A 22,106-nucleotide genomic window follows, 5' to 3' on the forward strand; every position below is an offset into this window, starting at 1 on the left:
ACTTAACTATGCAAGAATACTTGTTGTCTTTTCAACAATTGCTAGATGCTGAATATCTTTTAAGTCACGGTGGGTTCTACATCGTTTGTCTTATCGTTTTTGCCGAAACCGGTCTCTTCTTTGGATTCTTCCTTCCAGGAGATTATTTGCTGTTTTTAGCAGGTCTTTTCTGTGCCCTTCATAAAATAGATGTAGATATTGTTACACTTTATTTCGGCATATTAGCCGCCGGAATACTCGGTAACTTCGCAGGCTATTGGTTTGGCCATCGAACGGGTCCAATGCTGTTTAAACGAAAGGATTCCATCCTTTTTAAACGCAAATATGTCATCATGGCGGAAGAGTTTTTCCAGAAATATGGCGGAACTGCATTAATAATTGGACGATTTGTACCCATTATTCGTACATTTGCACCGATATTTGCAGGTGTTGTACAGCTGAACTTCAGGAAGTTCGTCCTTTATAACATCTTGGGAGCATTATTATGGGTGTCCTTGTTAACACTAACTGGATACTATTTGGGCGTTAAATTCCCTTGGATTATTGACTATGTTGAATATATCATCGTCGGTCTAATCGTCATAGCATTCCTTCCAATTGCAATTGCACTACTTAAAAAGTGGTTGAAAAATAGAAAAACGAAAAACGAAATAAACAAACAGTAATTATTTAATGAGTACACAACATCCTTGGCATCAAGTGTCTCCTGGTGAGGACTTGCCTAACTCCGTAAATGCCATTATCGAAATTCCTAAAGGTTCTAAAGCGAAGTACGAAATCGACAAAGACAGTGGTTTGATTAAATTAGACCGCGTTTTGTTCTCCTCTGTAATGTATCCTGCAAACTACGGATTCATTCCTCAAACTTATTGCGACGATAAAGACCCTTTGGATATCTTGGTTTTATGTTCAGTTGATGTTTACCCTATGTGTATGATCGAAGCCAAAGTTGTCGGTGTTATGCACATGATTGATAATGGTGAACAAGATGATAAAATCATTGCTGTAGCTAAACACGATATGTCCGTAAATTACATTAACGACCTATCTGAATTACCTCCTCATACAATGAAGGAAATCGTTCGCTTCTTCCAAGATTATAAAGCACTTGAAGGCAAAAATGTGACCATCGAAAATCTTTATGGCCGCGCTTATGCCCAAAATATCATCATGGAAAGTGTAGAACTTTACAATAAAGAAATTAGGACTAAGTAACCATTTTCATGGACCTCTCAATTTTATTGTCCCTGTTCTTAATGTTTTCCAGCCTTACTGGGCTAGGACAAGAACAGCACCCTTGGCATCAAGTTTCCCCTGGGAAAGATGTTCCAAATACTGTAACTGCAGTCATTGAAATCCCAAAAGGATCCAGAGGGAAATATGAAATTGACAAGGCTTCCGGAATGATTAAGTTGGATAGAGTTTTACATTCTTCAATGGTCTATCCTGCTAATTATGGTTTTATTCCACAAAGTTACTGTGGCGACAAAGATCCACTGGACATACTTGTGCTATGTTCAGTGGATCTTGTTCCTGCATCCCTAGTAGATGCTAAGGTCATTGGTGTGATGAGCATGACCGATTCTGGAGATCAAGATGATAAAATTATTGCCGTAGCTAAAAATGATATGGCCGTAAATTATATCAACGATATCTCCGAACTCCCTCCCCATACCATGAAAGAAATCGTGAACTTCTTTCAAGAGTATAAAAACCTTGAAGGAAAAAAAGTTATTATTAATAAATTAAGTAATCGAGCTATCGCTCAAAATGTTATATTAGAGAGTTTAGAATTGTACAAGAAAGAATTCGCTAATAAAAACCTAAATCATGGCAATTGATATTTTTTGGACTATCTTTTTAGTGCTTGCAAATGGTTTTTTCGTTGCAGCTGAATTCGCTATTGTTAAAGTCCGAGCCTCTCAAATAGAGCTGCAAGCTAAATCCGGAGGTAATGTGGCCAAAATGGCTAAAAACATTACTGAACATTTGGATGGCTACCTCGCAGCGACTCAATTAGGTATCACCCTGGCTTCCCTAGCACTTGGTTGGGTGGGTGAAGCCGTGATGACCAAAATTGTGCATCAAATCTTCGGAGTATTCAGCATTGAACTTACTGGTAAATTAGCTACTAATCTAGGACACGTCCTTGCATTTAGTATCATTACCTTCTTACATATTGTTTTTGGTGAATTAGCACCTAAATCTATTGCGATCCAAAAACCCGTGGCTACTACAATGAAAGTGGCGCTTCCCCTTCAATTTTTCTATTACATCTTCAGACCTATAATCTGGTGTTTGAATGGCTTTGCAAATTTCCTTTTAAGATTAATCGGAATTCAAGTAAGTGCGCATGAAGCCAGCCACTCTTCTGAAGAATTACAATACCTTCTTGAGAAAGGTAAAGAAAGCGGTGCATTGAACAATGCAGAACATGAATTGATCAAGAATGTATTCGATTTCAATGAGCGGATTGTTAAGAATATTATGGTTCCTAGAACCAAGATCGTAGCGGTCGATAAAGACGATTCTGCTGAAGATTTTATCAATACTGTGACTGAAGAAGGGTACTCACGTATTCCTATTTATGATGATAATATCGACCAAATTATCGGTGTTGTCCATACGAAGGATATCCTTCCTTTATTAGTTAAAGGAAAAGAGGTCGTTCTTAAGAATATCATGCGTAAGCCTTATTTTATCCCGGAAACAAAGAAAATCAATGACTTAATGACTGAGTTCCAACAAAAGAGAATTCAGATCGCATTTGTACTTGATGAATTTGGTGGAACGGCAGGGATGGTGACCTTGGAGGATATTGTAGAAGAGTTAGTTGGAGAGATCCAGGATGAGTATGATGAAGAAACACCAGTTGTTGAGCAAATCTCTGAAACGGAGTTTATGGTAGACGCAGGTGCTAGTGTGCATGATGCCAATGGATATCTTCCTTTAGAATTACCTGAAAGTTCTGATTACGATACTGTAGCTGGATTGGTTTCTCATTTATTTGAAAAAATCCCTGATGTAGGCGATAGTACTGAAGAACTTGGGTATAGATTTACCATTATCAAAAAAACACAGCAAAATATTGAATTTGTAAAACTTGATCTTGTCGAAACTGCAAACGACGAGGACGAAGAATAATTATTGATATTGTGCATTTATTCTATACAGCTGATTTAATTCCCGAACAAAAATCTTATCAGCTTTCTGAAGAAGAAAGTAAGCATGCTGTTCGTGTATTGCGATTGAATCAAGGTGACAAAGTTCAACTCATTGATGGAGTAGGGGGATTCTATGATGCTGAGATTTCAGATCCACATCCAAAAAGAACTCAATTAAACATTCTTTCTTATCAAGCCGAATTTCAGAAGCCGCAATATCATTTGCATATTGCTGTAGCTCCTACCAAAAATATTGATCGTATCGAATGGTTTTTGGAAAAAGCAACTGAAATCGGAATTCAAGAAATTACACCTATTATTTCGGAGCATTCTGAGCGTAAGGACGTAAAAACTGAACGTTTGAATAAAGTAATCGTCTCCGCGATGAAACAGTCTCTAAAGGCTTATATGCCCGTTCTAAACGAAGCTACCTCCTTAGATTCCTTCCTGAAGAATATTGCAGACCATCAATCACTGAATAAAGCCATTGCTCATTGTGTTGAAGATCAAGATAAGAAGTTCCTGAATCAAGAATTTAAGCCTCATCAAAACTACCTTATCCTGATTGGCCCTGAAGGAGATTTCTCCCCATCAGAAATAGAAAAAGCCATTTCTGTAGGTTTTATTCCAGTTTCTCTAGGAGAAGCCAGATTACGCACAGAAACGGCCGCTTTATATGCCTGCGCAGAAATTGCGCTTCTAAACCGTTAGTTTACTAATTCCGCATCAATAATTTGAATCTCGGCATTCCCTTTTAATGGCTCCGGATTAAATTTCATCTTGCCTTTGATCTTGATCGGTTCGTCCGTGAATTTAACAGTACCTTTTTTCATAAAAATCTCTACCATTGGCGGAATACCATTAGTACCACAAAATTGACATTGCGTGATCGGCAATACCGATAACATATAAGTACTGTGGTTTCTTCCACTTACCAATGGAACCATATAACCTGGTAAATCTACCACGGTGTTTTCCAATTTTTTTAATGCAGGTGGATAGGTGGGGGTATAAACTTTTTTATTTCCAACCGTCGAAACCTTATACATCATCTTATCAATGGCCTCCCAGGTGCTGTTCATCATTGGAGTATGATCCGGTACCTGAGCCTCACTGCTATAATTCCCAATCTGAGCCTTTGAAAAGCTCACTGTCATCATCAATACGAATACTGTAAATAAAATCTTCTTCATCATTACTTATTACCTAAAATGGTAGAAATTGTTGTGTTGTATGCTTTCACCGCAGGGATGATCGATGCAATCACACCAATCAAACAAGCAGTAAGCAAAATTAACCATTCTTTACTATAAATCTGGAATGCATGTATAAAGTCAGCACTTTGACTCGTTTGGGTGCTGATCAAATATAGTCCGATATGTCCAATCAATAATCCTAGAATCCCTCCGATACATGTTATTACTAATCCTTCGACAATCAGCATAGTGAATAGTTTAATTTTGCTGGCGCCTAAGGTCCGCATGATGGCAAGATCATATTTGCGGTCTTTCAATGCATTATATAAACTAATAAATACGCTCAAACCTGCAATGATCATAATCACGTATGCCAAGATCTCCAAGGAGTCAATTCCAACCCCCATCAATGAAAATAGACGGGCTGTTTCTAATGCCGGCGATGCCGCTTGCATGCTTGTGGATTGGTTCACCAATTTAGGAACAACCCCAATGGCTGCAGGACTGCTAAATTTCACCAATAAAGCAGTAATTTCTAATCCTTTATCTTGAACAATGTCATCAGCAATACTTTTTACAAATACATCCGATCTTGGTCGCTCGGTTACAAGACTATCTTCAGTTACCTGCGCTGATGGACTTGTTTGAGGAGTTTCGGCTTCATGCGCATGATCGTGGTCATGGTCAGCATGATCATGATCCTCATGTGAATGACCAGCCTCATGTTGATGATCATCCTGTTCATGACTATGGTCAGCATGGTCATGATCATGATCTCCTTCTGCATGGTCATGCTCATGATCATGGTCTTCATGACCAATACCATGAATATCCCACACACTTTCCAAATTCGTCAACAACAGATTGTCAACAATGGATCCTGAAGGTTTTAAAATACCTACTATAGTAAAAGGATGGTCTTCATGAACATGTGCATTTTCAGCCAAACCATGGGCGCCATGAACATTATCACCTAATTTTAATTTATTTTTTCTCGCAGTTTCACTTCCAATGACAACCTCATAACTTTTCCCCCATAATTTCCCTTCAGCAAGTTGCAATTCATACAGGCCCATAAAACTGGTGTCAGTACCTACAATACGATGTCCTTTGAAATTATCTCCTAAGGAAATTGGAACTGCTTTCTCAATAAATGGATTCTGCATCAACTTTTCTGCCTCGGCCAGTTTGATGTTTCCTGTTGGGTTATCTACATGGTATAGCGAACTTAGAATTAATTGCAATGGGCTTCCTTTTGCACCCACCACTAAATCGACTTGCTTACTGTTACTATCCAGTTGTTTTTCAAACGTATCGCTTGTAATATAGATACTGACCAAAATCGCAACGCCAAATGCAGTTAGGATGATACTTAACAAAGTGGATCCCCATTGTTGTGATATGTTTTTCCAAACTAATTGTAATGTATTCATCTTATTGAGCAGCTAATATATAGTTGTTTGTAAATTCATCCTTCAATCTCTTGTCGTGGGTCGATATTAATAAGGTACTGCCTTGTTCTTTCGCCAGTTCCTTGATTAATTCCACTACTAGAAAAGTATTTTTATCATCCAATGCAGCCGTTGGTTCATCCGCAATCAATAAAGCCGGTTTATTGATCAATGCTCTTGCAATGGCCACTCGTTGAACCTGACCCCGACTTAATTCATTGGGCTTCCGGTTTCCATAACCTCCAAGTTGTAATTTCTCCAACAAGGTTTGGATCGCTGAAGCATCCGTAGCAAGACCTGCCAAACTCTGAGCTAATTTGATATTTTCTGTTACATTTAAGTTTTTTAATAAATGAGCCTCCTGAAAAATAAATCCTAGGTTTTGCGCTCTGAATTTATCCAAATCACTCCCCGAAAGTTGGTATAAATTCTGACCCTTAATAATTACCTCGCCAGTTGTCGGTAATGAAAATCCTGCAATTAGATTCAATAAAGTGGATTTCCCAGAACCTGAGTCCCCTAAAACTAGAGTATGCTCCTGGTCAGAAAGTTGTAAATCTTGAAAAGATAATTGGGGACCTTTTGGATATTGATACGATAAATTGGAAGTCTTTAATACAAAATCGCTCATAATATTTCTTTGTTGCAAAATAACACTAATTGTTGGCTAAAACCAATCTAAAGGGTAACAATTTGACTAATAGATGTCTTAACAATTAATTAACCAGAGACTAATATTAACATAATGGAGTGTTAATATTCACGTAACAATGCGATTATACTTTTGCAACATAATATTAACATAGTATGAATTGTATTAAAAAACTATTTTCATTGTTGGTCCTATGCTTAGGCGTATTAATGACTTATGCTCAGCAAGCACCATTTGGAGTAAAAGGAACGGTTGTCGACATCGAGTCTTACCAACCGCTGGCAGGTGTTACAGTAACAATTGCTAACTCCCAATTAGGAACAACTACCAATGACAAGGGAGAATTTTACATCCCGCTACCTAGTGATAAATCTGCAGAATACCTAATTCGTGCAACTCTAATGGGCTACGATGCCCAAGAACTTAACTTTACCCTTCAATCCAACGACACTGAGTTCTTGTCTTTTGCACTTAAAAATGTAGATGCCGTAATCGAAGAAGTCGTGGTAACTAGACGCCGTGAGAAATTCACTGAATTGGCGCTATTGGAAGAAAGAAAAAAATCAAACCTGATGATTGAGTCCATTGGAGCTCAAGAACTTTCTAGAAAAGGTGTTAGCGATGCAAGGGCAGCATTGACTAAAATGGCCGGTGTTTCTAGACAAGAAGGTGTAAGAAACGTATTGGTACGTGGTTTAGGTGATCGTTATAACTCTACTTCCCTAAATGGTTTGCCTTTGCCTTCTGAAAATCCATTGTATAAAAACGTTTCCCTTGATTTCTTTGGTACTGATGTGATCCAAAATATCAATGTGAACAAAACCTTTAACCCGACTATCTCTGGTGATGTAGCAGGTGCAAATATTGATATCTTCACCAAAGAGGCTACTGGAAACAGCTTTGAGATCGGAATTTCGGGTGGTGGTAACTCTCAAACAATCGGTCAAGATAATTTCCGTAGAATTGATGGAACTAACTGGTTCGGGACTCTTCCTGCTGGATCTAAACCTCCACTTGCTGATTTGAATACTTATGGTTTCCAAAATGCTTGGACTCCTTCCCCAATCAAAAACTTGATTAACTCTGGAATCAAGCTAGCAGCAAATAAAAGATTCTTGATTAATAATAATCCTTTAAGCGTATTCTTTACAGCTGGAATGGAAAGTAAATACCGCTTCTATGAAGGTAAATTCCAAGCGGCAAATAACGAAGGTAAACTGTATTTAGATAAAGATTATTCATCGAATGAGTACAATGTATCACAAAACGGTATGTTGAATGTTCGTTACACTTGGAATAATAGTTACGTCAGCTACAATTCACTTTATATCCATGACCAAACTCAAACTATTTGGGATATGTTCGGTATGGGTGAAAATGAATTAGAAGGTGATAAAGAATTAAACAGAAGACAACAAATAAATGATAACCATTTATTTGTAAACCAATTACTTTCAAGATTACACCTGACAGAAAAACTTTCTGCTGATTTAGGATTAGGATTTAACTATACCATCGGAAATGAACCTGATCGTAGAAGTAACAAGCTATTATTCAGAAATGATAAATATGCTTTCCACACTAGTTCTGCAAATAGCAATGAAAGATTCTATTCTTACATGAATGAAAAAGGTTTGACTGCAAAAGCGATCTTATCTTACAAATTAGGTGATAATCAAGATTTTGAAAGAAAAATTGACTTCGGTTATAACGGTAATATTGTAAAGAGAGATTTTAAAGCAACCATCTATACCTTCAAATTAACCCCTCCTTATCCTGAAACAGCTGATATCAATGGGTTAGACAACTTCTTTACACAAGAAAATCTTGGAACTAAATACAATATCGAAACTGGACGTGGTAGAAGTAATGTGGATCCTTTCTATTACTTAGGAAATAAAGATGTTCATTCTGCATTGGCGAATTTGACTTACCAATTCGATGAGAAATTTACAGCATTGGTTGGTCTTCGTTTCGACAAAGTCAAACAAACTGTTACATACAATACCAACGTTGGTAATAGCGACGTGAATGGTCCTTCTATTATAGACAAGAACTACTTATTACCTAGTTTGAACCTTAAATATAGTTTAACAGATAAGATGATCTTGAGAGCTTCAGGAAGTCAATCCTATATCTTACCTCAATTTATCGAGATTGCGCCAATGCTTTATAATGGTCAAAATATCACAACCCAAGGTAATAGTAACTTAGTTCCTTCGGAAGTAATCAATGCTGACTTAAAATGGGAATTATACCCAGGTGCCGGTGATCTAGTTTCAGTAGGTGTATTCTATAAACATATCAAGAACCCAATCTCGAGAATTCAAATCTTCTCTGCTGGTAACCCATTTACATTTGCTAATACAGGTAGCCAAGCAACAGTATTAGGTGCTGAGTTAGAAGTTAAAAAAGACTTATTGCGTACAGCTGGTGACTTTGGTGAAAATGTTCTTTCAGCAGGCTTGAATTTCTCATACCTATATTCTAAACAAAAATTAGATTACTCTTTCGCAAGATTTGAAAGTACCGAAGATATGTTGGAAGGTGCTTCTCCAATCCTAGTGAATGCAGATATCTCGTATAAAGCGTATTTCAAAAACTTTGATTTACAACCAACCCTAGTCTTGAACTACTTCTCTGACCGTATTTATGCATTGGGAACCAATGGCTATAAAAACGTAATGGAAAAAGGATATCCAACCCTTGATTTCGTAATGAATGGTACAATCAACAAGAAATTTGGAATCAATATTAAAGCAGAAAACATCTTAAATCCTGAAAGACAATACAATCGTGAATTCGCAAATGGTGCTCCAAGTATCCTTGTCGAAAGTTTCAAACGTGGAATTGATTTCAGTGCAGGTGTATCTTATAAATTTTAACAATAAATTAATAAATAACTAACATAAAGGTTAATCCATAGCGGTTTCTTTGTGTAGAAATTAAAAGATTATGAAGACAAAATTATTCTCAATTTTAGCAGCTAGCGCTCTAGCATTTACAGCTTGTTCAACTGACAACACAGTTAAGCCAATTGACAAGAAGGGAGAAGAAAACCTTATCGGTAAAATCACTAAAAACACAACTTTAGATGCGAATATCGAGTACACAATGACAGGAGCGGTATATGTTCAAGATGGAGTAACTTTAACTATCCCTGCAGGTACAGTAATTAAAGCATTAGATGGTGGTACTGACGTTTACTTAATGGTTGAACGTGGTGGAAAGATCATGGCTAATGGTACTGCTGACAAACCAATCGTATTTACTTCTAAAGCTGCAAAACCTAAAGAAGGTGATTGGGGTGGTGTATTAATCAATGGTAAGGCTCCAATCTCAGGTGATGCTGGTAAAGTTACAGAAAACAATGCCGAAATCGGTGAAGCATTCAAATATGGTGGTAGTGTAGTGGATGATAACTCAGGTATTCTTAACTATGTTAGAATTGAATATACTGGTGCACGTATTTCTGAAGAAAAAGAACACAACGGTCTTACTTTAAACGGTGTTGGTAACAAAACTACTTTATCAAACATCTACCTTGCTTACGGTGATGATGATGCAATCGAATTCTTCGGTGGTTCAGTAAACGCTACGAACATCTTAGTAGTTAACTGTACTGATGATATGTTCGACTTTACTGAAGGTTATTCTGGAACTGTGAAAAACGTTTATGGTATCCGTGAAGAAGGTTACTTACCTGTAACTGTTGACCCTCGTGGTATCGAAGCTGATGGTAACATGGATGGTAAGGCTCCAACCCATGTAAACCAATCAAACTTCAAAGTTGATGGTATTACAATTATCAACAATGCTCCAGGTCTTGGTGCTAACTTAACAATGCACGATGTATTCAAAATCAGAAGAGGTGCTAAAGCTACAATTACGAATGCTTTCGTGAAATTTGGCCCTAAAACTAATGTCCTTGATGATAAAGGTGCAGTAGTGGTTGACTTAGCTGATTACACAGACAAAAACGGTGATGCAGCTGCTGGAACTTCTATTGAATATACTATTGTAAAAGAAAACAACCTTGACAAAGCTAAAGTAAAAACAGTTACTGGAACTACTGCTACAGCTAAAGACGGTTTAAAAGGTGCTGATGTATCAGCATTCGGATGGACTAAATACAAGTTTTAATCAAAGAAAAAATAGTTTATCAAATACAATTAGGACTGCCATTTATGGCAGTCCTTTTTTTATGTATGGACTGGAGCTTAATTAATCAAAGAATTTACGAGATCTTATCTTCTACTATAAGGTTATTGCACACAAACTTCATATATATAAAAAAATCCTGAGGCGGGGAACCTCAGGATTTCTAACTAACCAATTATTAACCTAAATTATGAAATTTTTACTCTTTTACTCTGTTTGTACTATAATAACGCAAAGCATATGCCGATTGTATTTCTACCTATTGCTATTAACATCTTTTAACAATCCCGTTAGAATTCCATGACAAAAACCGACCCCAAAGACTTTCAGCTAACAAATCCTCACCTTCAGCCCCAGAAAAATAAATCCCCCTGTCAGTAAAACTGTCCTTTCCCACAATACCTATCCACAACAATCAGTATCTGAAGCAACATCTATCCCATCTAGACCCATCTTATCAATAAGGATCCCATCAACACCTTTCTACAAAAATTAATGGCTATTAATTTCTAATCTCTTATTAAACCAACCCCAAATATTAATCTCCATACAATCCCTATCCCCCAAAAAAATATTATTCAGCATTCAAGCAATCATAATCCACACAATTACAACTTCCCTAGAATAGAGTATTAACCCCAATAAAAGAGTAAAAAACCATCCCAAAATAAAAATGGTTTAAGAGATTCAACCCCTAAACCATTTCTATTAATTCTAATATTTTGACTTTATAATCTATTCAATCCCTAAAACTATGCGCCCGCCATAAGTCTAAATACTAAATACTAAATACTTTACTACTACGCTTGCGTTTCATGTTTATGTCTAAACAAAACTGCAAATAGAATAGCAATTACGAGTGTGTATAAAGCAAAGGCTAGCCAGATATGATGCCAATCTTTCAAGTGGATAACCTGATCAAAGATTCCATTGCTTACAGAGACCCCTCTGGAAGTAATGAAATTTTGGAGACTACTGTTATCGGCTGTAGTATCTAAAAATTGAGCCAAAGAAGAGCTGTCAGTAAACGATAGGGTGTAAAACCTATCAATGATCCATCCCGATACCCAAGAGCCAAAAACAGCCCCAAAACCGTTCGTCATCATCATGAACAATCCTTGAGCCGAAGAACGAATTTTGTTATTGGTATTGGTCTCCACAAATAAGGAACCTGAGATATTGAAAAAGTCAAATGCCATTCCATAGACCACACAGGAAAGAATGATCATCCATAAACCTGATGAAGGATTTCCATATGCGAACAATCCAAAGCGCAATACCCAGGCAACCATTGCAATCAGCATAACCTGCTTGATTCCGAATTTCTTCAAAAAGAATGGAATAGCAAGGATGAACAAGGTTTCTGAAATCTGGGAAATCGACATAATGATGGTCGAATATTTAACAACGAAGGAGTCTACGTATTTAGGGAAAAACTTGAATTCGTCCAAAAATACATCTCCATAGGCATTTGTAAGTTGCAATGCTGCTCCTAGAAACATGGAAAATACAAAGAACATGGCCATTTTGAAATTGCCGAAAAGTTTGAATGCTTCCAAGCCCAACAATTCCGATATACTGGCATTTTCTTTAATATTTCTTTGAGGAGGACATTTAGGCAGGTTGAAAATCGAATAGATTCCTAATAGGATAGAACCTCCGGCAGCAATATAGAATTGACCTTCGGTTGCTTTACTGCCACTTAGGTTGGTCATCCACATCGCTGCGATAAATCCAACTGTTCCCCAAACCCGAATAGGAGGGAAGGCTTTAATCAAGTCGTAATTCCCTTGATTTAACGCGGTATAAGCTATGGAGTTGGATAAGGCCAGCGTAGGCATATAACAACACATGCTTAATAACATGACCGTAAAGAAGGAACTAGGATCCTGGACTTGTGCCAGATAAATCAAACATGCAGCATACAGCAAGTGTAGAGCAACATATAATTTTTCTGCATTGATCCAGCGGTCCGCGATGATTCCCATCAGCGTAGGCATGAATAATGAGGCAATCCCCATGGTTGAGAAAATAGCACCAAACTCGGTACCTCCCCAATTTTTAGTCCCAAACCAATAGTTTGCAATTGTAATCAACCATGCTCCCCAAACGAAAAATTGTAGGAAGTTCATGATTGTTAACCTCAGTTTAATTGACATCGTATTTTTGTTATGGATGTTTTAGGTAGAAATTATGATTTTCGCTTTTCTATTTCGTCCCTAATTTTGGCAGCTGTCTCGTATTGTTCATTCTCGATAGCCTTTTCTAGGGTTTTTTCAAGTTGTTCCAGCGTTAATGAGGCGTAGGGTGATGGTTTGTTCTTTGCTGGTTCTTTTTCTTTTTCTTTTTCAACACTTTCGTGTTCTTTCTCCTCGCTTGGATTTTCAGTTTGTTTGTAATTTCCAACGTTCTCAATGTTCTCCAAAAAGGCAAAATCATTGCCCTCAATGACAATACCAGCTGTATTCATGATGAAATCATAGGTATAAATCGGACATTCAAAACGTACAGCCAAAGCTACAGCGTCAGAAGTTCTTGCATCGATTTCGGAGGTTTGCTCGCCATCGGTACAGATTAACTTGGCAAAGAAAATTCCATCTACCAGATTATAAATCAGTACTTCTTCGAGTTTTATTTTGAAAGTTTCTGCAAATGATTTGAATAAATCATGCGTTAGTGGCCTGCTAGGAGTCATTTTTTCAATTTCTACGGCAATGGATTGAGCCTCAAAACCACCAATGATAACAGGTAGTCTACGGTTTCCTCCTACCTCTCCTAGGACAAGAGCGTATGCTCCTGACTGCGTCTGGCTATAGGATAAGCCTACGATATCTAACTTGATTTTCTTCATCGATAACACGTTAACGTGATTACAAAGATGGGAATATTAACAGCAAAAAAAAAGTGACCCTGCGTTTTTTTAGGCAAGGCCACTCGTTCATTGTTTAGTTATTCCTAGTTGTTTTTAATGTTTTTAATCGCTTCTGTCAACTTGGGTACGATTTCAAACGCGTCCCCAACTATCCCATAATCCGCAACCTTAAAGAAGGGTGCCTCCGGATCTTTGTTGATTACTACGATATTTTTCGATGAGCTAACCCCAGCTAAATGCTGAATCGCTCCTGAAATACCAATTGCAATATACAAATTTGGACTTACAACAATTCCTGTTTGTCCTACGTGCTCTGAATGTGGTCTCCAACCTGCATCGGAAACTGGTTTTGAACATGCTGTAGCTGCACCTAATACTTCCGCCAATTCCTCGATCATCCCCCAGTTCTCAGGACCTTTCAGCCCTCTACCGGCTGATACAACAATCTCTGCCTCTGGTAATGAAATCTTATCCGTTGCACGAACAATCTCCTTAACCATAACATTAAAGTCTTGATCCTGTAATTCTGGAGTGAAATCAACGATTTCTACCGAACCAGCATTTTCCTTCAATTCAAAGGCATTCGGGTTTACAGCAATTACCTTAACAGCTGAACTGATGACTTCTGTTGCGAATGCTTTATTTGAAAACGCAGTTTTCTTAACTTCCATTTGCTCTCCATTGAAAGTAGGTAAGTTAATCGCTCCGTCTGCAAATCCAGCATCCAATTTCGCAGCAACTCTCGGTCCCAATCCTTTTCCGCTGAAGGAGTTTGAAAGCACAACGACTTTGGCGCCCTCTTGCTTCGCTGCCGATGCAATGATCGAAGCGTAAGCTTTATTTACAAAACTCTTTAATTTATCTTGATTAGCATCCAACACTTTGGATACTCCGTATTTTCCTAGTTTTTCCAACTCTGATTTCTCTACATTTCCTATGGAAAGTGCAGTCACAGAATCGCCTGACTGATCAGCAATTGCTTTTGCATAAGATGCAACCTCAAATGCTGACTTCTTTAATACTCCATCTGTATTTTCAATATATACTAAAATTGCCATGATAATTTCTTAAGGATAAATGAATTAAATAACTTTTGCTTCACTGTGTAATAATTGAACCAATTGGTCCACATCTTCCACCAATTTCACTGCACCACGTGGAGCAGGTGATTCAAATTTCGAAATGCTCGATAATTCATTCACCGTGATCGGCTCTATTACCTGCAAAGGTTTTGTTCTTGCGCCCATGATCCCACGCATATTTGGAATCTTTGGCTCCGCAACACCTTCGGCTGTACCTACTACAACTGGCAAGGATACTGTTAATACTTCCTTACCACCTTCGATTTCTCTATCGATGGTTGCATTGTTGTCTTGGATATCTAATTTCTTCGCAATCGAAACTGAAGGTAAATTCAATAATTCACCTAATAAGGCAGCAACCTGCGCACCGTTATAATCTATGGATTCACGACCCGTTAAGATCAAATCAAAATTCTGCTCCTTAGCATAATTGGCAATCTGGTTGGCCACAAACCATGCATCTCTAGGCTGTGAGTTAATGCGAACTGCATCGTCAGCACCAATAGCCAATGCCTTTCTAATCGTAGGCTCTGTACTCGCATCGCCAACATTGATTACTGTGACAGTACCTTTTCCGCCTTCTGCCAACTCAACTGCCTTGGATAAAGCAATCTCATCATATGGATTAATGATATACTGAATACCATTACTATTAAAAACTGTATTATCGTTGCTGAATGTTATTTTTGAAGTGGTGTCTGGGACATTACTTATACATACTAATATTCTCATAATTCTTACGTTTTACACAAACCTACATTAATTAACGAGCATTTCAAAGCCAAGAATTCATCGTTTTCCCATCTGCGCTAATATTTGTTAATTGATAAAATTTCAATTAATTAGCTTGTGATTTGATGATTATTTAAAATAACAACCGGTTGCCCTTATAAAATTTAAAATATGGCAACAAAAAGGCTAAAAAACCAATAGTCATAGATTTGTCATTTTCTATGCTAGCATAGTAATTTTTACTTTATTTCCTGACCCTAAACCATTCCCAAATATTATTTACTTTTGTCTATGCAAAGTAGACTCGAACAATTACAGGATTTCTTAAATGAAAGTCCAAATGATCCTTTCCTGAAATATGCCCTGACCATGGAATTCCTGAAATTGGGGGATAAGCAAAACGCAAGAAAAGGCTTTGAAGATTTATTGGAAGCTCACCCTGATTATGTCGGCACCTACTATCATTTCGGAAAGTTTTTAGAAGCTGAAAATGAAAAAGATGCAGGTATTGAAATCTATGAAAAAGGAATCCTAATCGCACAACAAAAAAGAAATTTCCATGCTTTAGGCGAACTGAAAAACGCCCTCTTATTAGCTCAAGGATTACTTGACGACGAAGATTAATGTTAAATTTTATAAAAAACAGAATTGTGGTATCTTTTTTGTTTTTTTATTAGGTATAGAATTTAACTATGCGAGCTTTAACATTGTCATTAATTGGAGTCATCATCTTGATTTTTGGATTTAGTTGTATAAATAACAAGTCCAATGTCAATCAGCTTGTTGGTTCCGAGGACAATGCTATCAAAGGAATCGCAATAGTAGGCACCTATGAAGGGAAATTACCCTGTGCTGATTGTACTACAATTGCGACAGTACTAAATCTGGATAAAAATAAAACTTATTCCATGCGCTACGAATATGTTGGCAAAAGTAGCGAGGTATTTGAAAGTACTGGTAAATGGATAATTAATAAAGACATTTTGAGTTTGGAAAATGTCGATTATAGCTTCAAAATCTCTAAAGGACAATTAAATCAGTTAGACCTCGCCGGAAAAGAAATAAAAGGCGATCTCGCTGAAAAATATATCCTTCAAAAAATAAATTAAGACCTGTTTTCGACAGGTCTTTTTTATTACTCGAGCTTCAGAATCTCTCTATTTTCATGGTTTATTGAATTACATGAATACCTAGTACTAGGTATTTTTGCAATCTTATCGGTTATTTATATTTGGTAAGCACTAATGATGAATTCATGAAAACCAAATATTCCTTTTTTATTTTGCCCCTTCTTTTATTGTTGTTAATAGGTTTTGGACCCCTTTTTCAGGTGTTGAGTGAAAAGAAGGATTCCTATGAATTGGCTCATCAAATTGTCGGTCATTGGACTGCTTACGAATACTACGATAGTAACATTAAACCTAAAGGTGAACTCTCAAGTTTCGATTACTCCCAAATAAATCAAATCAATAAATTGATCACCTTCAATTCCATCGAAAAACCTTGTTCAGATAAACTAAGTAAGATTGAACAACGTTTGGAATACTTTAAGATAAATTTTAATGCCAATGCTAAAGCAGAGATTTATGAAAAGCAGTTTTATAAGAAAAACTCTTTTGATTCTGGATGCCAACAAATGGTCTATGATGAATCCTATAACCAAACCATTAAAGCCAATTGGGAATTGGACTTAGAAGAGGCAAAGCTTATCCTGAATGATTCTACAAATACACATCTTACAACCTTCCAGGTTCTATATCTAGCAAATGATGAAATGCATCTTTCTCTGAAGAAAGGTCATGATTTCATACTTGTAAAGCTGCACAAGGACAAGTAAAAAGAGCTGCCATTTCTGACAGCTCTTTTCGCTTATTTATGTTCGCAGATTTCTTTGACAATCTGCACTACAAAATCAATTTCTTCTTTCGTATTGTATTTGCTGAATGAGAATCTTACTGATGGTCTTTTTGAATCTGCACAGATACCTTGAAGAACGTGTGAACCAATTTCTGAGCCTGAACTACAAGCGCTACCACCGGAAGCTGAAACGCCTTTGATGTCCAAATTGAATAATAACATATCGCCCATGTTAGTACATGGTAATGAAACATTCAATACCGTATATAAAGATTTGTCAGCATCTACTTCACCATTGAATTTTACATCTGGAATTGCTTTGATCAACTCATCCTTCATGTAATCCTTCAATGATTGAATATAGTTTTGATGCTCTTCCATTTCAGCATAAGCAATTTCCAAAGCCTTAGCCAATCCTACAATGCCATAAACATTTTCAGTACCCCCACGCATATTACGCTCCTGAGCACCACCATAAATCAATGGCTTAATTTTGTTACGACTATTGATATATAAAAATCCTACGCCTTTTGGACCATGGAATTTGTGGGCTGCTCCAGTGATAAAATCAATTTTTAAATTGGATAAATCATGAGCATAATGACCCATTGTTTGAACAGTATCCGAATGGAAAACTGCATCAAATTGCTCACATAGCTCACTTACTTTTTTCAAATCCGTTAGGTTACCCAATTCATTGTTGGCATGCATCAAGGAAACAAAGGTTCTTGGATTCTTTGAAAGTAATTCTTCTAACTGAACAAGGTCTACATTCCCTTTGGAATCTACTGAAAGTAGATCTAAATGAATCTTACCTGCTTTCTCCATCTCTTCTAAAGTATGAAGAACAGCGTGGTGTTCTATTGGTGAACTGATTGCGTGAGTAATATTATAGGCTTCAATCGCTCGTACAATTGCCATGTTATCAGCTTCTGTACCGCCTGAAGTAAAGAATATCTCCGATGGAGATGCATTCAATAATTTAGCTACGGATCTACGTGCTTTTTCAACGATGGTTTTCATTTCTCGACCATGTGCATGGATCGATGAGGGATTCCCGAAATTCTCATTCAACATCTGTACCATGACCTCAATAACTTCCTTATCTAAGGCAGTGGTGGCGGCATTATCAAAATAAACTTGCATGTCGGCAAATATAATTATTCAATAGGAAAAAGAAGATATATTTATTTTTTTCTGACAATCATTAAGACAATTGATAATAAGCCTGTTATGAAGGAAAAATAGACTATTAAGTCACTATATTTTGTATAGAAACTCAAGTCTTCACTTAAATTTATTTCTTGGGAGAGAGCAGTTGGTACCCACCAAGAACTCTTTTGAACAATATCACCTCGTTGGTTGATAAAAGCTGAAATACCCGTATTGGCTGATCGAACCACCCAACGACGATTTTCTATGGCTCGTAGCTTCGCATATTGGAGGTGTTGGTCCTTGCCCGAAGTATCTCCCCACCAACCATCATTCGTAATCACAGCGATAAACTGAGCACCTTTTTTAATGTATTCAGCAACATAATTCCCCCAAATAGATTCATAACAAATCACGGGGGCTACACCAATTCCACTTGCTGAATAAAAAACGGAAGGTTCTGCCTGACTGCCATATCCCCCAGTGGTGCCACCAAAATGTTTAAACAAGGGTGTTAAGATCGTTAAAGCCTTCCCAAAAGGCATTTTCTCAGCTCCAGGTACTAATTTTGACTTGTGATAAAATTGTAGCTTACTTGAGCCGTCAACTAATACCCCCGCATTGAAACTATCATAAAATACATTGCCAATGGGTCTTGCCGTAATGGTCTTTTGATCCTGATAGATGACATAGCTCTCAATTCCTGAAAGCACATTGCCATTATGATATGGTTCCAAAAAGTCAACGACCGTCTGGTATTGGTCATATTCTCTGAACTCTTCCTCATTTATCCCATTTGAACCAGAAATTGCTGTTTCAGGCCAAATGAAAAACTCTGTATTTAGCTTAGCAACTTTCTGAGATAGATCCGTCAGGGTCTTTAATTGTTCCTCTGGTGAAATCGGTCCCCATTTTGAATAGGGATCAATATTGGGCTGTACAGTTACTACCTCCGATGGATTTACATGTTCTTCATAACTGCTGTAGCCAATGAATGAACCAATGGCTGGAATTAAAACCCATCCTCCAAAAATTGCCAATAATACCTTTTGATTATAGACTTCGATTTTCTCCTTTCGCTGCCAATACCATAAAAATGCCAAGATATTTGCTACCCAAATCCACAAGGTCCCTCCATATACCCCGGTCACACTATACCATTGGATAATCTGATGGAAGTTGGCAAAACCATTGCCCAAGGTCATCCATGGAAAGGCTAATTCCCAACTCTGATGTAAATATTCATAGGCCATCCAAAAGGAAACCAATCCCATAAAACTGATCAGAATAGAATTCTTTTTCCGTAACTGGTAATACAGACGAAAAACCAATCCCATTAATAATGGTGCAAGAGTAAATGGAATTAGAGATATCATAAAGGATGGAAATGCGCCTAAAAATGCATTCATCGCATTATAAACCCAATAAATTGAGGCTGTATTCCAAATTACTCCAGTTAAGAATGCAAATCCAAATACCTTACGACCTTTGTGCTTATAATCCCCACGGATAATGTTTTCAACCGCTATTAATAAAGGTACAAAAGCAATAAACAACAAAAAGCTTGTATAAGGAATCGGTGGCCATGCCAACCATAATAAGGCTGCACTCAGAATGGATAGAAAATAATTATTCTTCATGTTTTATAGTTGGCTTAAAACCTCAGCTTTTTTGGTTTCATACTCAGCCTGAGTAATAAGCTGCTTATCGTAAAGTGTTTTAAGTTTTTTTAACTTCAAAGTAATCTCATCATCCTCTTCAACCTTGTTTTCCGATACGATTGGTTCCGGAACAGCTGGAGTAGGGGGAGTATAACTATTTGGCTGTTGAAAACCTTGGTTTTCAGGTTTCGAATGCTGCTGCTGATTTTGCTGCGCAAACATAGAATTCAAACTAGGTCTTTCCTCAAATTTTGGAAGTTCTGTAGGACGCTCAGGTTCAATAGGAGCAACAGGTTGAATCGGTTCAACCTTCTCCTCGGGCTTGGTAACCGGAGCATTGAAAACTGGTTTGTTTTCAATCACAACCTTGTTTTCTTTATTTTCAGCTTTTTGGTTTTGTAAATTCGCTAATGCATCCTTGATCAACTGATACAATTTCCTGGCTTGTGTTTTTGGAATGTAATCAATTGTTAAATTTTCTCCCGTAAATGGAATTACCGTAACTTTCGAACCAAAAATCTCTTCCTTAAATGCTATATCTTTAATATCCTTCCAAGGAAAGATTTCAAAATTCGTCGCCAATCCTAATTTGGTGAATTCGCAAAGAAAAATTCTATTATTCGAAACCGTAATACTATCTGGTAATAGATTTACAGCTGGTTTCTTTTGCAATGCAATGTAATTAATGGATTCCCCAGGGGTCAGCATATCTAAAATCTTACCGTGGATCTTTTCAACCACTTTTGCATCCTGTCCATCTTGAACAAATTTGTCGATTTGATAATTTTCCATTGATCTGATATTTTCGTCTTTTATTCTTACCTAATTATTCGTGTCCTGCCACACAGCATACAAATTCTCCCTTGATGGGATTCGCCTCGAAATGTGCTTTTACCTCAGCTAAACTTCCACGGACAGTTTCTTCATACAATTTACTGATTTCTCTCGAAATTGATGCCTGCCTCTCAGCGCCAAAAACCTGGATAAACTCATCGATAGTCTTTAATATTCGATGTGGTGACTCATAAAAAATCATCGTTCTTTTTTCCTCTGCCAAGGATTTCAGCCTCGTCTGCCTACCTTTTTTTACTGGCAAAAAGCCCTCAAAGCAAAACCGATCATTTGGCAGCCCTGAATTTACCAATGCCGGAACAAAAGCCGTAGCTCCTGGCAGACATTGAACATCCAACCCCTCTTTGATTGTTTCGCGAACTAATAAAAATCCCGGGTCTGAAATGGCAGGAGTTCCTGCATCAGAAATTAAGGCTATTTGGTTTCCTTCTTTTAATAATCGGATAATTTCCTGAACCGCTTTATGCTCATTATGCTGATGATGGGCAAAGACCTTTTTATCGATGCCAAAATGCTTTAACAAAGGTGCACTTGTTCGCGTATCTTCCGCTAGGATAATATCAACCTGCTTTAGAACATTGATTGCCCGAAAGGTCATATCTTCCAAATTTCCAATGGGGGTGGGAACGATGTATAACATATGCCAAAGATAACGATAAACTAAGAATCTATTTCGGTATAATCTTCGGACTTAGGAATATTACGAACAATTTCCTTCCATTCATCAGGGATGTTCGTCAATTTACGCTCTATTATATTCATCCATGCCCCATCTACAACCACAACCGCGGCTTTAACACCGTTTTCCTTGAAGATCTCATGACGAAATGAAAACCTTGAATTCAAGCTGTTGAACTTGGTAATAACAACGCTCACTTTAATACGCTCGTCCAATCCAATTTCCCGTAGATAATTTAACTCTTCCCTAAATAAAATAGGTCCAATCTTACGTTTATTGAATTCCTCTAAGGATAATCCCAATTGATTTAACATGTTGCTTCGTGCTTGAGCACAAAAATCCGCATATGCTGAATGACGTAAATGTACATTCGCATCAATTTGTGACCATAACACCTGTCCTTCGTAAAAAATATTGTTTTCCATAAAATCAATCCTAAACTTTTTTTCTAAAAATATGAAAAATATACAATGCTTTGCAGGATTTAATCGATCCTAACATTAACATGATGGTAGCATGCACGCTTTATGAATTGTCCTAATTTATTGCTCTTAATCGCTTTCGTATAACCGCAAAAATGTTTATTAAAGAAAAT

Annotated in this window: 22 protein-coding genes; 10 read left to right on the top strand and 12 right to left on the bottom strand. The window is 37.2% G+C overall.

The features are described from left to right. Nucleotides 1–8 precede the first annotated feature (8 nt). From PZ892_RS04255 to PZ892_RS04275, 5 genes are read left to right on the top strand one after another with little or no spacing between them, the layout of a single operon-like run. Nucleotides 9–665, top strand: a complete 657-nt coding sequence (locus tag PZ892_RS04255; protein WP_094255126.1) for a VTT domain-containing protein — start codon at nucleotides 9–11, stop codon at nucleotides 663–665. Nucleotides 666–672: 7 nt separating this feature from the next. Continuing rightward, nucleotides 673–1,215 (top strand): inorganic diphosphatase, encoded by a 543-nt coding sequence (locus PZ892_RS04260; RefSeq protein WP_094255125.1) that lies wholly within the window; start codon nucleotides 673–675, stop codon nucleotides 1,213–1,215. A gap of 41 nt (nucleotides 1,216–1,256) precedes the next feature. Beyond that, nucleotides 1,257–1,841, top strand: a complete 585-nt coding sequence (locus PZ892_RS04265; protein WP_182499409.1) for an inorganic diphosphatase — start codon at nucleotides 1,257–1,259, stop codon at nucleotides 1,839–1,841. Then, nucleotides 1,831–3,144, top strand: coding sequence for a hemolysin family protein (locus PZ892_RS04270; RefSeq protein WP_094280849.1), 1,314 nt, complete (start codon nucleotides 1,831–1,833; stop codon nucleotides 3,142–3,144). Before PZ892_RS04265 ends, PZ892_RS04270 begins: the two co-directional genes overlap by 11 nt. 11 nt (nucleotides 3,145–3,155) lie before the next feature. Then, on the top strand, nucleotides 3,156–3,875 hold the full coding sequence (locus PZ892_RS04275) for a 16S rRNA (uracil(1498)-N(3))-methyltransferase (protein ID WP_182499337.1): 720 nt from the start codon (nucleotides 3,156–3,158) through the stop codon (nucleotides 3,873–3,875). On the opposite strand, the gene PZ892_RS04280 is transcribed toward PZ892_RS04275, so the two are convergent. Genes PZ892_RS04280 through PZ892_RS04290 form a run of 3 tightly spaced genes read right to left on the bottom strand, consistent with a single transcriptional unit; the run spans nucleotide 3,872 to nucleotide 6,442 of the window. Next, nucleotides 3,872–4,360, bottom strand: coding sequence for a hypothetical protein (locus tag PZ892_RS04280; RefSeq protein WP_094255121.1), 489 nt, complete (start codon nucleotides 4,358–4,360; stop codon nucleotides 3,872–3,874). The two genes, PZ892_RS04275 and PZ892_RS04280, sit on opposite strands and share 4 nt — an antisense overlap. Continuing rightward, the gene (locus PZ892_RS04285; protein ID WP_182499338.1) at nucleotides 4,360–5,793 is read right to left on the bottom strand and encodes an ABC transporter permease; all 1,434 of its coding nucleotides are present in this window, start codon (nucleotides 5,791–5,793) and stop codon (nucleotides 4,360–4,362) included. The genes PZ892_RS04280 and PZ892_RS04285 overlap by 1 nt, the downstream gene beginning before the upstream one ends. A gap of 1 nt (nucleotide 5,794) precedes the next feature. Next, nucleotides 5,795–6,442 (bottom strand): ABC transporter ATP-binding protein, encoded by a 648-nt coding sequence (locus PZ892_RS04290; protein WP_094255119.1) that lies wholly within the window; start codon nucleotides 6,440–6,442, stop codon nucleotides 5,795–5,797. Nucleotides 6,443–6,618: 176 nt separating this feature from the next. On the opposite strand from PZ892_RS04290, the gene PZ892_RS04295 reads away from it, so the two are divergent. Together PZ892_RS04295 and PZ892_RS04300 are read left to right on the top strand one after the other, a co-directional pair. Next, nucleotides 6,619–9,348 carry a TonB-dependent receptor gene (locus tag PZ892_RS04295; protein ID WP_277712149.1) on the top strand — a complete coding sequence of 910 codons (2,730 nt, stop codon included), beginning with the start codon at nucleotides 6,619–6,621 and terminating at the stop codon, nucleotides 9,346–9,348. A gap of 70 nt (nucleotides 9,349–9,418) precedes the next feature. Further along, nucleotides 9,419–10,606 (top strand): hypothetical protein, encoded by a 1,188-nt coding sequence (locus PZ892_RS04300; RefSeq protein WP_182499340.1) that lies wholly within the window; start codon nucleotides 9,419–9,421, stop codon nucleotides 10,604–10,606. Between the two features lie 818 nt (nucleotides 10,607–11,424). Here the strand turns inward: PZ892_RS04300 and PZ892_RS04305 are convergent. The 4 genes from PZ892_RS04305 to PZ892_RS04320 all read right to left on the bottom strand — a co-directional run bounded on the left by PZ892_RS04305 (nucleotide 11,425) and on the right by PZ892_RS04320 (nucleotide 15,310). Continuing rightward, nucleotides 11,425–12,783 (bottom strand): nucleoside permease, encoded by a 1,359-nt coding sequence (locus tag PZ892_RS04305; RefSeq protein WP_094255116.1) that lies wholly within the window; start codon nucleotides 12,781–12,783, stop codon nucleotides 11,425–11,427. Between the two features lie 32 nt (nucleotides 12,784–12,815). Further along, the gene (locus PZ892_RS04310) at nucleotides 12,816–13,475 is read right to left on the bottom strand and encodes a bifunctional nuclease family protein (protein ID WP_182499341.1); all 660 of its coding nucleotides are present in this window, start codon (nucleotides 13,473–13,475) and stop codon (nucleotides 12,816–12,818) included. A gap of 104 nt (nucleotides 13,476–13,579) precedes the next feature. Further along, entirely contained in the window at nucleotides 13,580–14,554 is a 975-nt protein-coding gene (locus PZ892_RS04315) for an electron transfer flavoprotein subunit alpha/FixB family protein (protein WP_277712150.1), read from the bottom strand. Between the two features lie 24 nt (nucleotides 14,555–14,578). Next, nucleotides 14,579–15,310: an electron transfer flavoprotein subunit beta/FixA family protein gene (locus PZ892_RS04320; RefSeq protein WP_094255113.1), complete on the bottom strand. Its 732-nt coding sequence runs from the start codon at nucleotides 15,308–15,310 to the stop codon at nucleotides 14,579–14,581. A gap of 291 nt (nucleotides 15,311–15,601) precedes the next feature. On the opposite strand from PZ892_RS04320, the gene PZ892_RS04325 reads away from it, so the two are divergent. The 3 genes from PZ892_RS04325 to PZ892_RS04335 all read left to right on the top strand — a co-directional run bounded on the left by PZ892_RS04325 (nucleotide 15,602) and on the right by PZ892_RS04335 (nucleotide 17,147). Beyond that, the gene (locus PZ892_RS04325; RefSeq protein ID WP_182499343.1) at nucleotides 15,602–15,934 is read left to right on the top strand and encodes a tetratricopeptide repeat protein; all 333 of its coding nucleotides are present in this window, start codon (nucleotides 15,602–15,604) and stop codon (nucleotides 15,932–15,934) included. A gap of 68 nt (nucleotides 15,935–16,002) precedes the next feature. Next, nucleotides 16,003–16,419, top strand: coding sequence for a copper resistance protein NlpE (locus PZ892_RS04330; RefSeq protein ID WP_182499344.1), 417 nt, complete (start codon nucleotides 16,003–16,005; stop codon nucleotides 16,417–16,419). Nucleotides 16,420–16,565: 146 nt separating this feature from the next. Then, on the top strand, nucleotides 16,566–17,147 hold the full coding sequence (locus PZ892_RS04335; RefSeq protein WP_182499345.1) for a hypothetical protein: 582 nt from the start codon (nucleotides 16,566–16,568) through the stop codon (nucleotides 17,145–17,147). A gap of 32 nt (nucleotides 17,148–17,179) precedes the next feature. Here PZ892_RS04335 and PZ892_RS04340 read toward each other — a convergent pair whose 3' ends face one another. Genes PZ892_RS04340 through PZ892_RS04360 form a run of 5 tightly spaced genes read right to left on the bottom strand, consistent with a single transcriptional unit; the run spans nucleotide 17,180 to nucleotide 21,936 of the window. Further along, nucleotides 17,180–18,313, bottom strand: coding sequence for a cysteine desulfurase family protein (locus tag PZ892_RS04340; protein ID WP_182499346.1), 1,134 nt, complete (start codon nucleotides 18,311–18,313; stop codon nucleotides 17,180–17,182). A gap of 41 nt (nucleotides 18,314–18,354) precedes the next feature. Beyond that, a complete protein-coding gene (gene lnt, locus PZ892_RS04345; protein ID WP_277712151.1) occupies nucleotides 18,355–19,959 on the bottom strand; it encodes an apolipoprotein N-acyltransferase in 1,605 nt (534 codons plus the stop codon). 3 nt (nucleotides 19,960–19,962) lie between these two features. Continuing rightward, nucleotides 19,963–20,772, bottom strand: a complete 810-nt coding sequence (locus PZ892_RS04350; protein ID WP_277712153.1) for a PH domain-containing protein — start codon at nucleotides 20,770–20,772, stop codon at nucleotides 19,963–19,965. A gap of 34 nt (nucleotides 20,773–20,806) precedes the next feature. Beyond that, nucleotides 20,807–21,472 (bottom strand): 16S rRNA (cytidine(1402)-2'-O)-methyltransferase, encoded by a 666-nt coding sequence (rsmI, locus tag PZ892_RS04355; protein WP_094255106.1) that lies wholly within the window; start codon nucleotides 21,470–21,472, stop codon nucleotides 20,807–20,809. A 20-nt stretch (nucleotides 21,473–21,492) separates the two neighbouring features. Next, entirely contained in the window at nucleotides 21,493–21,936 is a 444-nt protein-coding gene (locus PZ892_RS04360) for an acyl-CoA thioesterase (protein WP_182499349.1), read from the bottom strand. Between the last annotated feature and the right edge of the window lie 170 nt (nucleotides 21,937–22,106).

The organism is Sphingobacterium sp. WM (assembly GCF_029542465.1).
GTDB lineage: Bacteria > Bacteroidota > Bacteroidia > Sphingobacteriales > Sphingobacteriaceae > Sphingobacterium > Sphingobacterium cellulitidis.

Coding starts and splice junctions, on each gene's coding strand:
- PZ892_RS04255 (WP_094255126.1), top strand. CDS start 9: ATGCAAGAATACTTGTTGTCTTTTCAACAATTGCTAGATGCTGAATAT.
- PZ892_RS04260 (WP_094255125.1), top strand. CDS start 673: ATGAGTACACAACATCCTTGGCATCAAGTGTCTCCTGGTGAGGACTTG.
- PZ892_RS04265 (WP_182499409.1), top strand. CDS start 1,257: ATGTTTTCCAGCCTTACTGGGCTAGGACAAGAACAGCACCCTTGGCAT.
- PZ892_RS04270 (WP_094280849.1), top strand. CDS start 1,831: ATGGCAATTGATATTTTTTGGACTATCTTTTTAGTGCTTGCAAATGGT.
- PZ892_RS04280 (WP_094255121.1), bottom strand. CDS start 4,360: ATGATGAAGAAGATTTTATTTACAGTATTCGTATTGATGATGACAGTG.
- PZ892_RS04285 (WP_182499338.1), bottom strand. CDS start 5,793: ATGAATACATTACAATTAGTTTGGAAAAACATATCACAACAATGGGGA.
- PZ892_RS04290 (WP_094255119.1), bottom strand. CDS start 6,442: ATGAGCGATTTTGTATTAAAGACTTCCAATTTATCGTATCAATATCCA.
- PZ892_RS04295 (WP_277712149.1), top strand. CDS start 6,619: ATGAATTGTATTAAAAAACTATTTTCATTGTTGGTCCTATGCTTAGGC.
- PZ892_RS04300 (WP_182499340.1), top strand. CDS start 9,419: ATGAAGACAAAATTATTCTCAATTTTAGCAGCTAGCGCTCTAGCATTT.
- PZ892_RS04305 (WP_094255116.1), bottom strand. CDS start 12,783: ATGTCAATTAAACTGAGGTTAACAATCATGAACTTCCTACAATTTTTC.
- PZ892_RS04310 (WP_182499341.1), bottom strand. CDS start 13,475: ATGAAGAAAATCAAGTTAGATATCGTAGGCTTATCCTATAGCCAGACG.
- PZ892_RS04315 (WP_277712150.1), bottom strand. CDS start 14,554: ATGGCAATTTTAGTATATATTGAAAATACAGATGGAGTATTAAAGAAG.
- PZ892_RS04320 (WP_094255113.1), bottom strand. CDS start 15,310: ATGAGAATATTAGTATGTATAAGTAATGTCCCAGACACCACTTCAAAA.
- PZ892_RS04325 (WP_182499343.1), top strand. CDS start 15,602: ATGCAAAGTAGACTCGAACAATTACAGGATTTCTTAAATGAAAGTCCA.
- PZ892_RS04330 (WP_182499344.1), top strand. CDS start 16,003: ATGCGAGCTTTAACATTGTCATTAATTGGAGTCATCATCTTGATTTTT.
- PZ892_RS04335 (WP_182499345.1), top strand. CDS start 16,566: ATGAAAACCAAATATTCCTTTTTTATTTTGCCCCTTCTTTTATTGTTG.
- PZ892_RS04340 (WP_182499346.1), bottom strand. CDS start 18,313: ATGCAAGTTTATTTTGATAATGCCGCCACCACTGCCTTAGATAAGGAA.
- lnt (WP_277712151.1), bottom strand. CDS start 19,959: ATGAAGAATAATTATTTTCTATCCATTCTGAGTGCAGCCTTATTATGG.
- PZ892_RS04350 (WP_277712153.1), bottom strand. CDS start 20,772: ATGGAAAATTATCAAATCGACAAATTTGTTCAAGATGGACAGGATGCA.
- rsmI (WP_094255106.1), bottom strand. CDS start 21,472: ATGTTATACATCGTTCCCACCCCCATTGGAAATTTGGAAGATATGACC.
- PZ892_RS04360 (WP_182499349.1), bottom strand. CDS start 21,936: ATGGAAAACAATATTTTTTACGAAGGACAGGTGTTATGGTCACAAATT.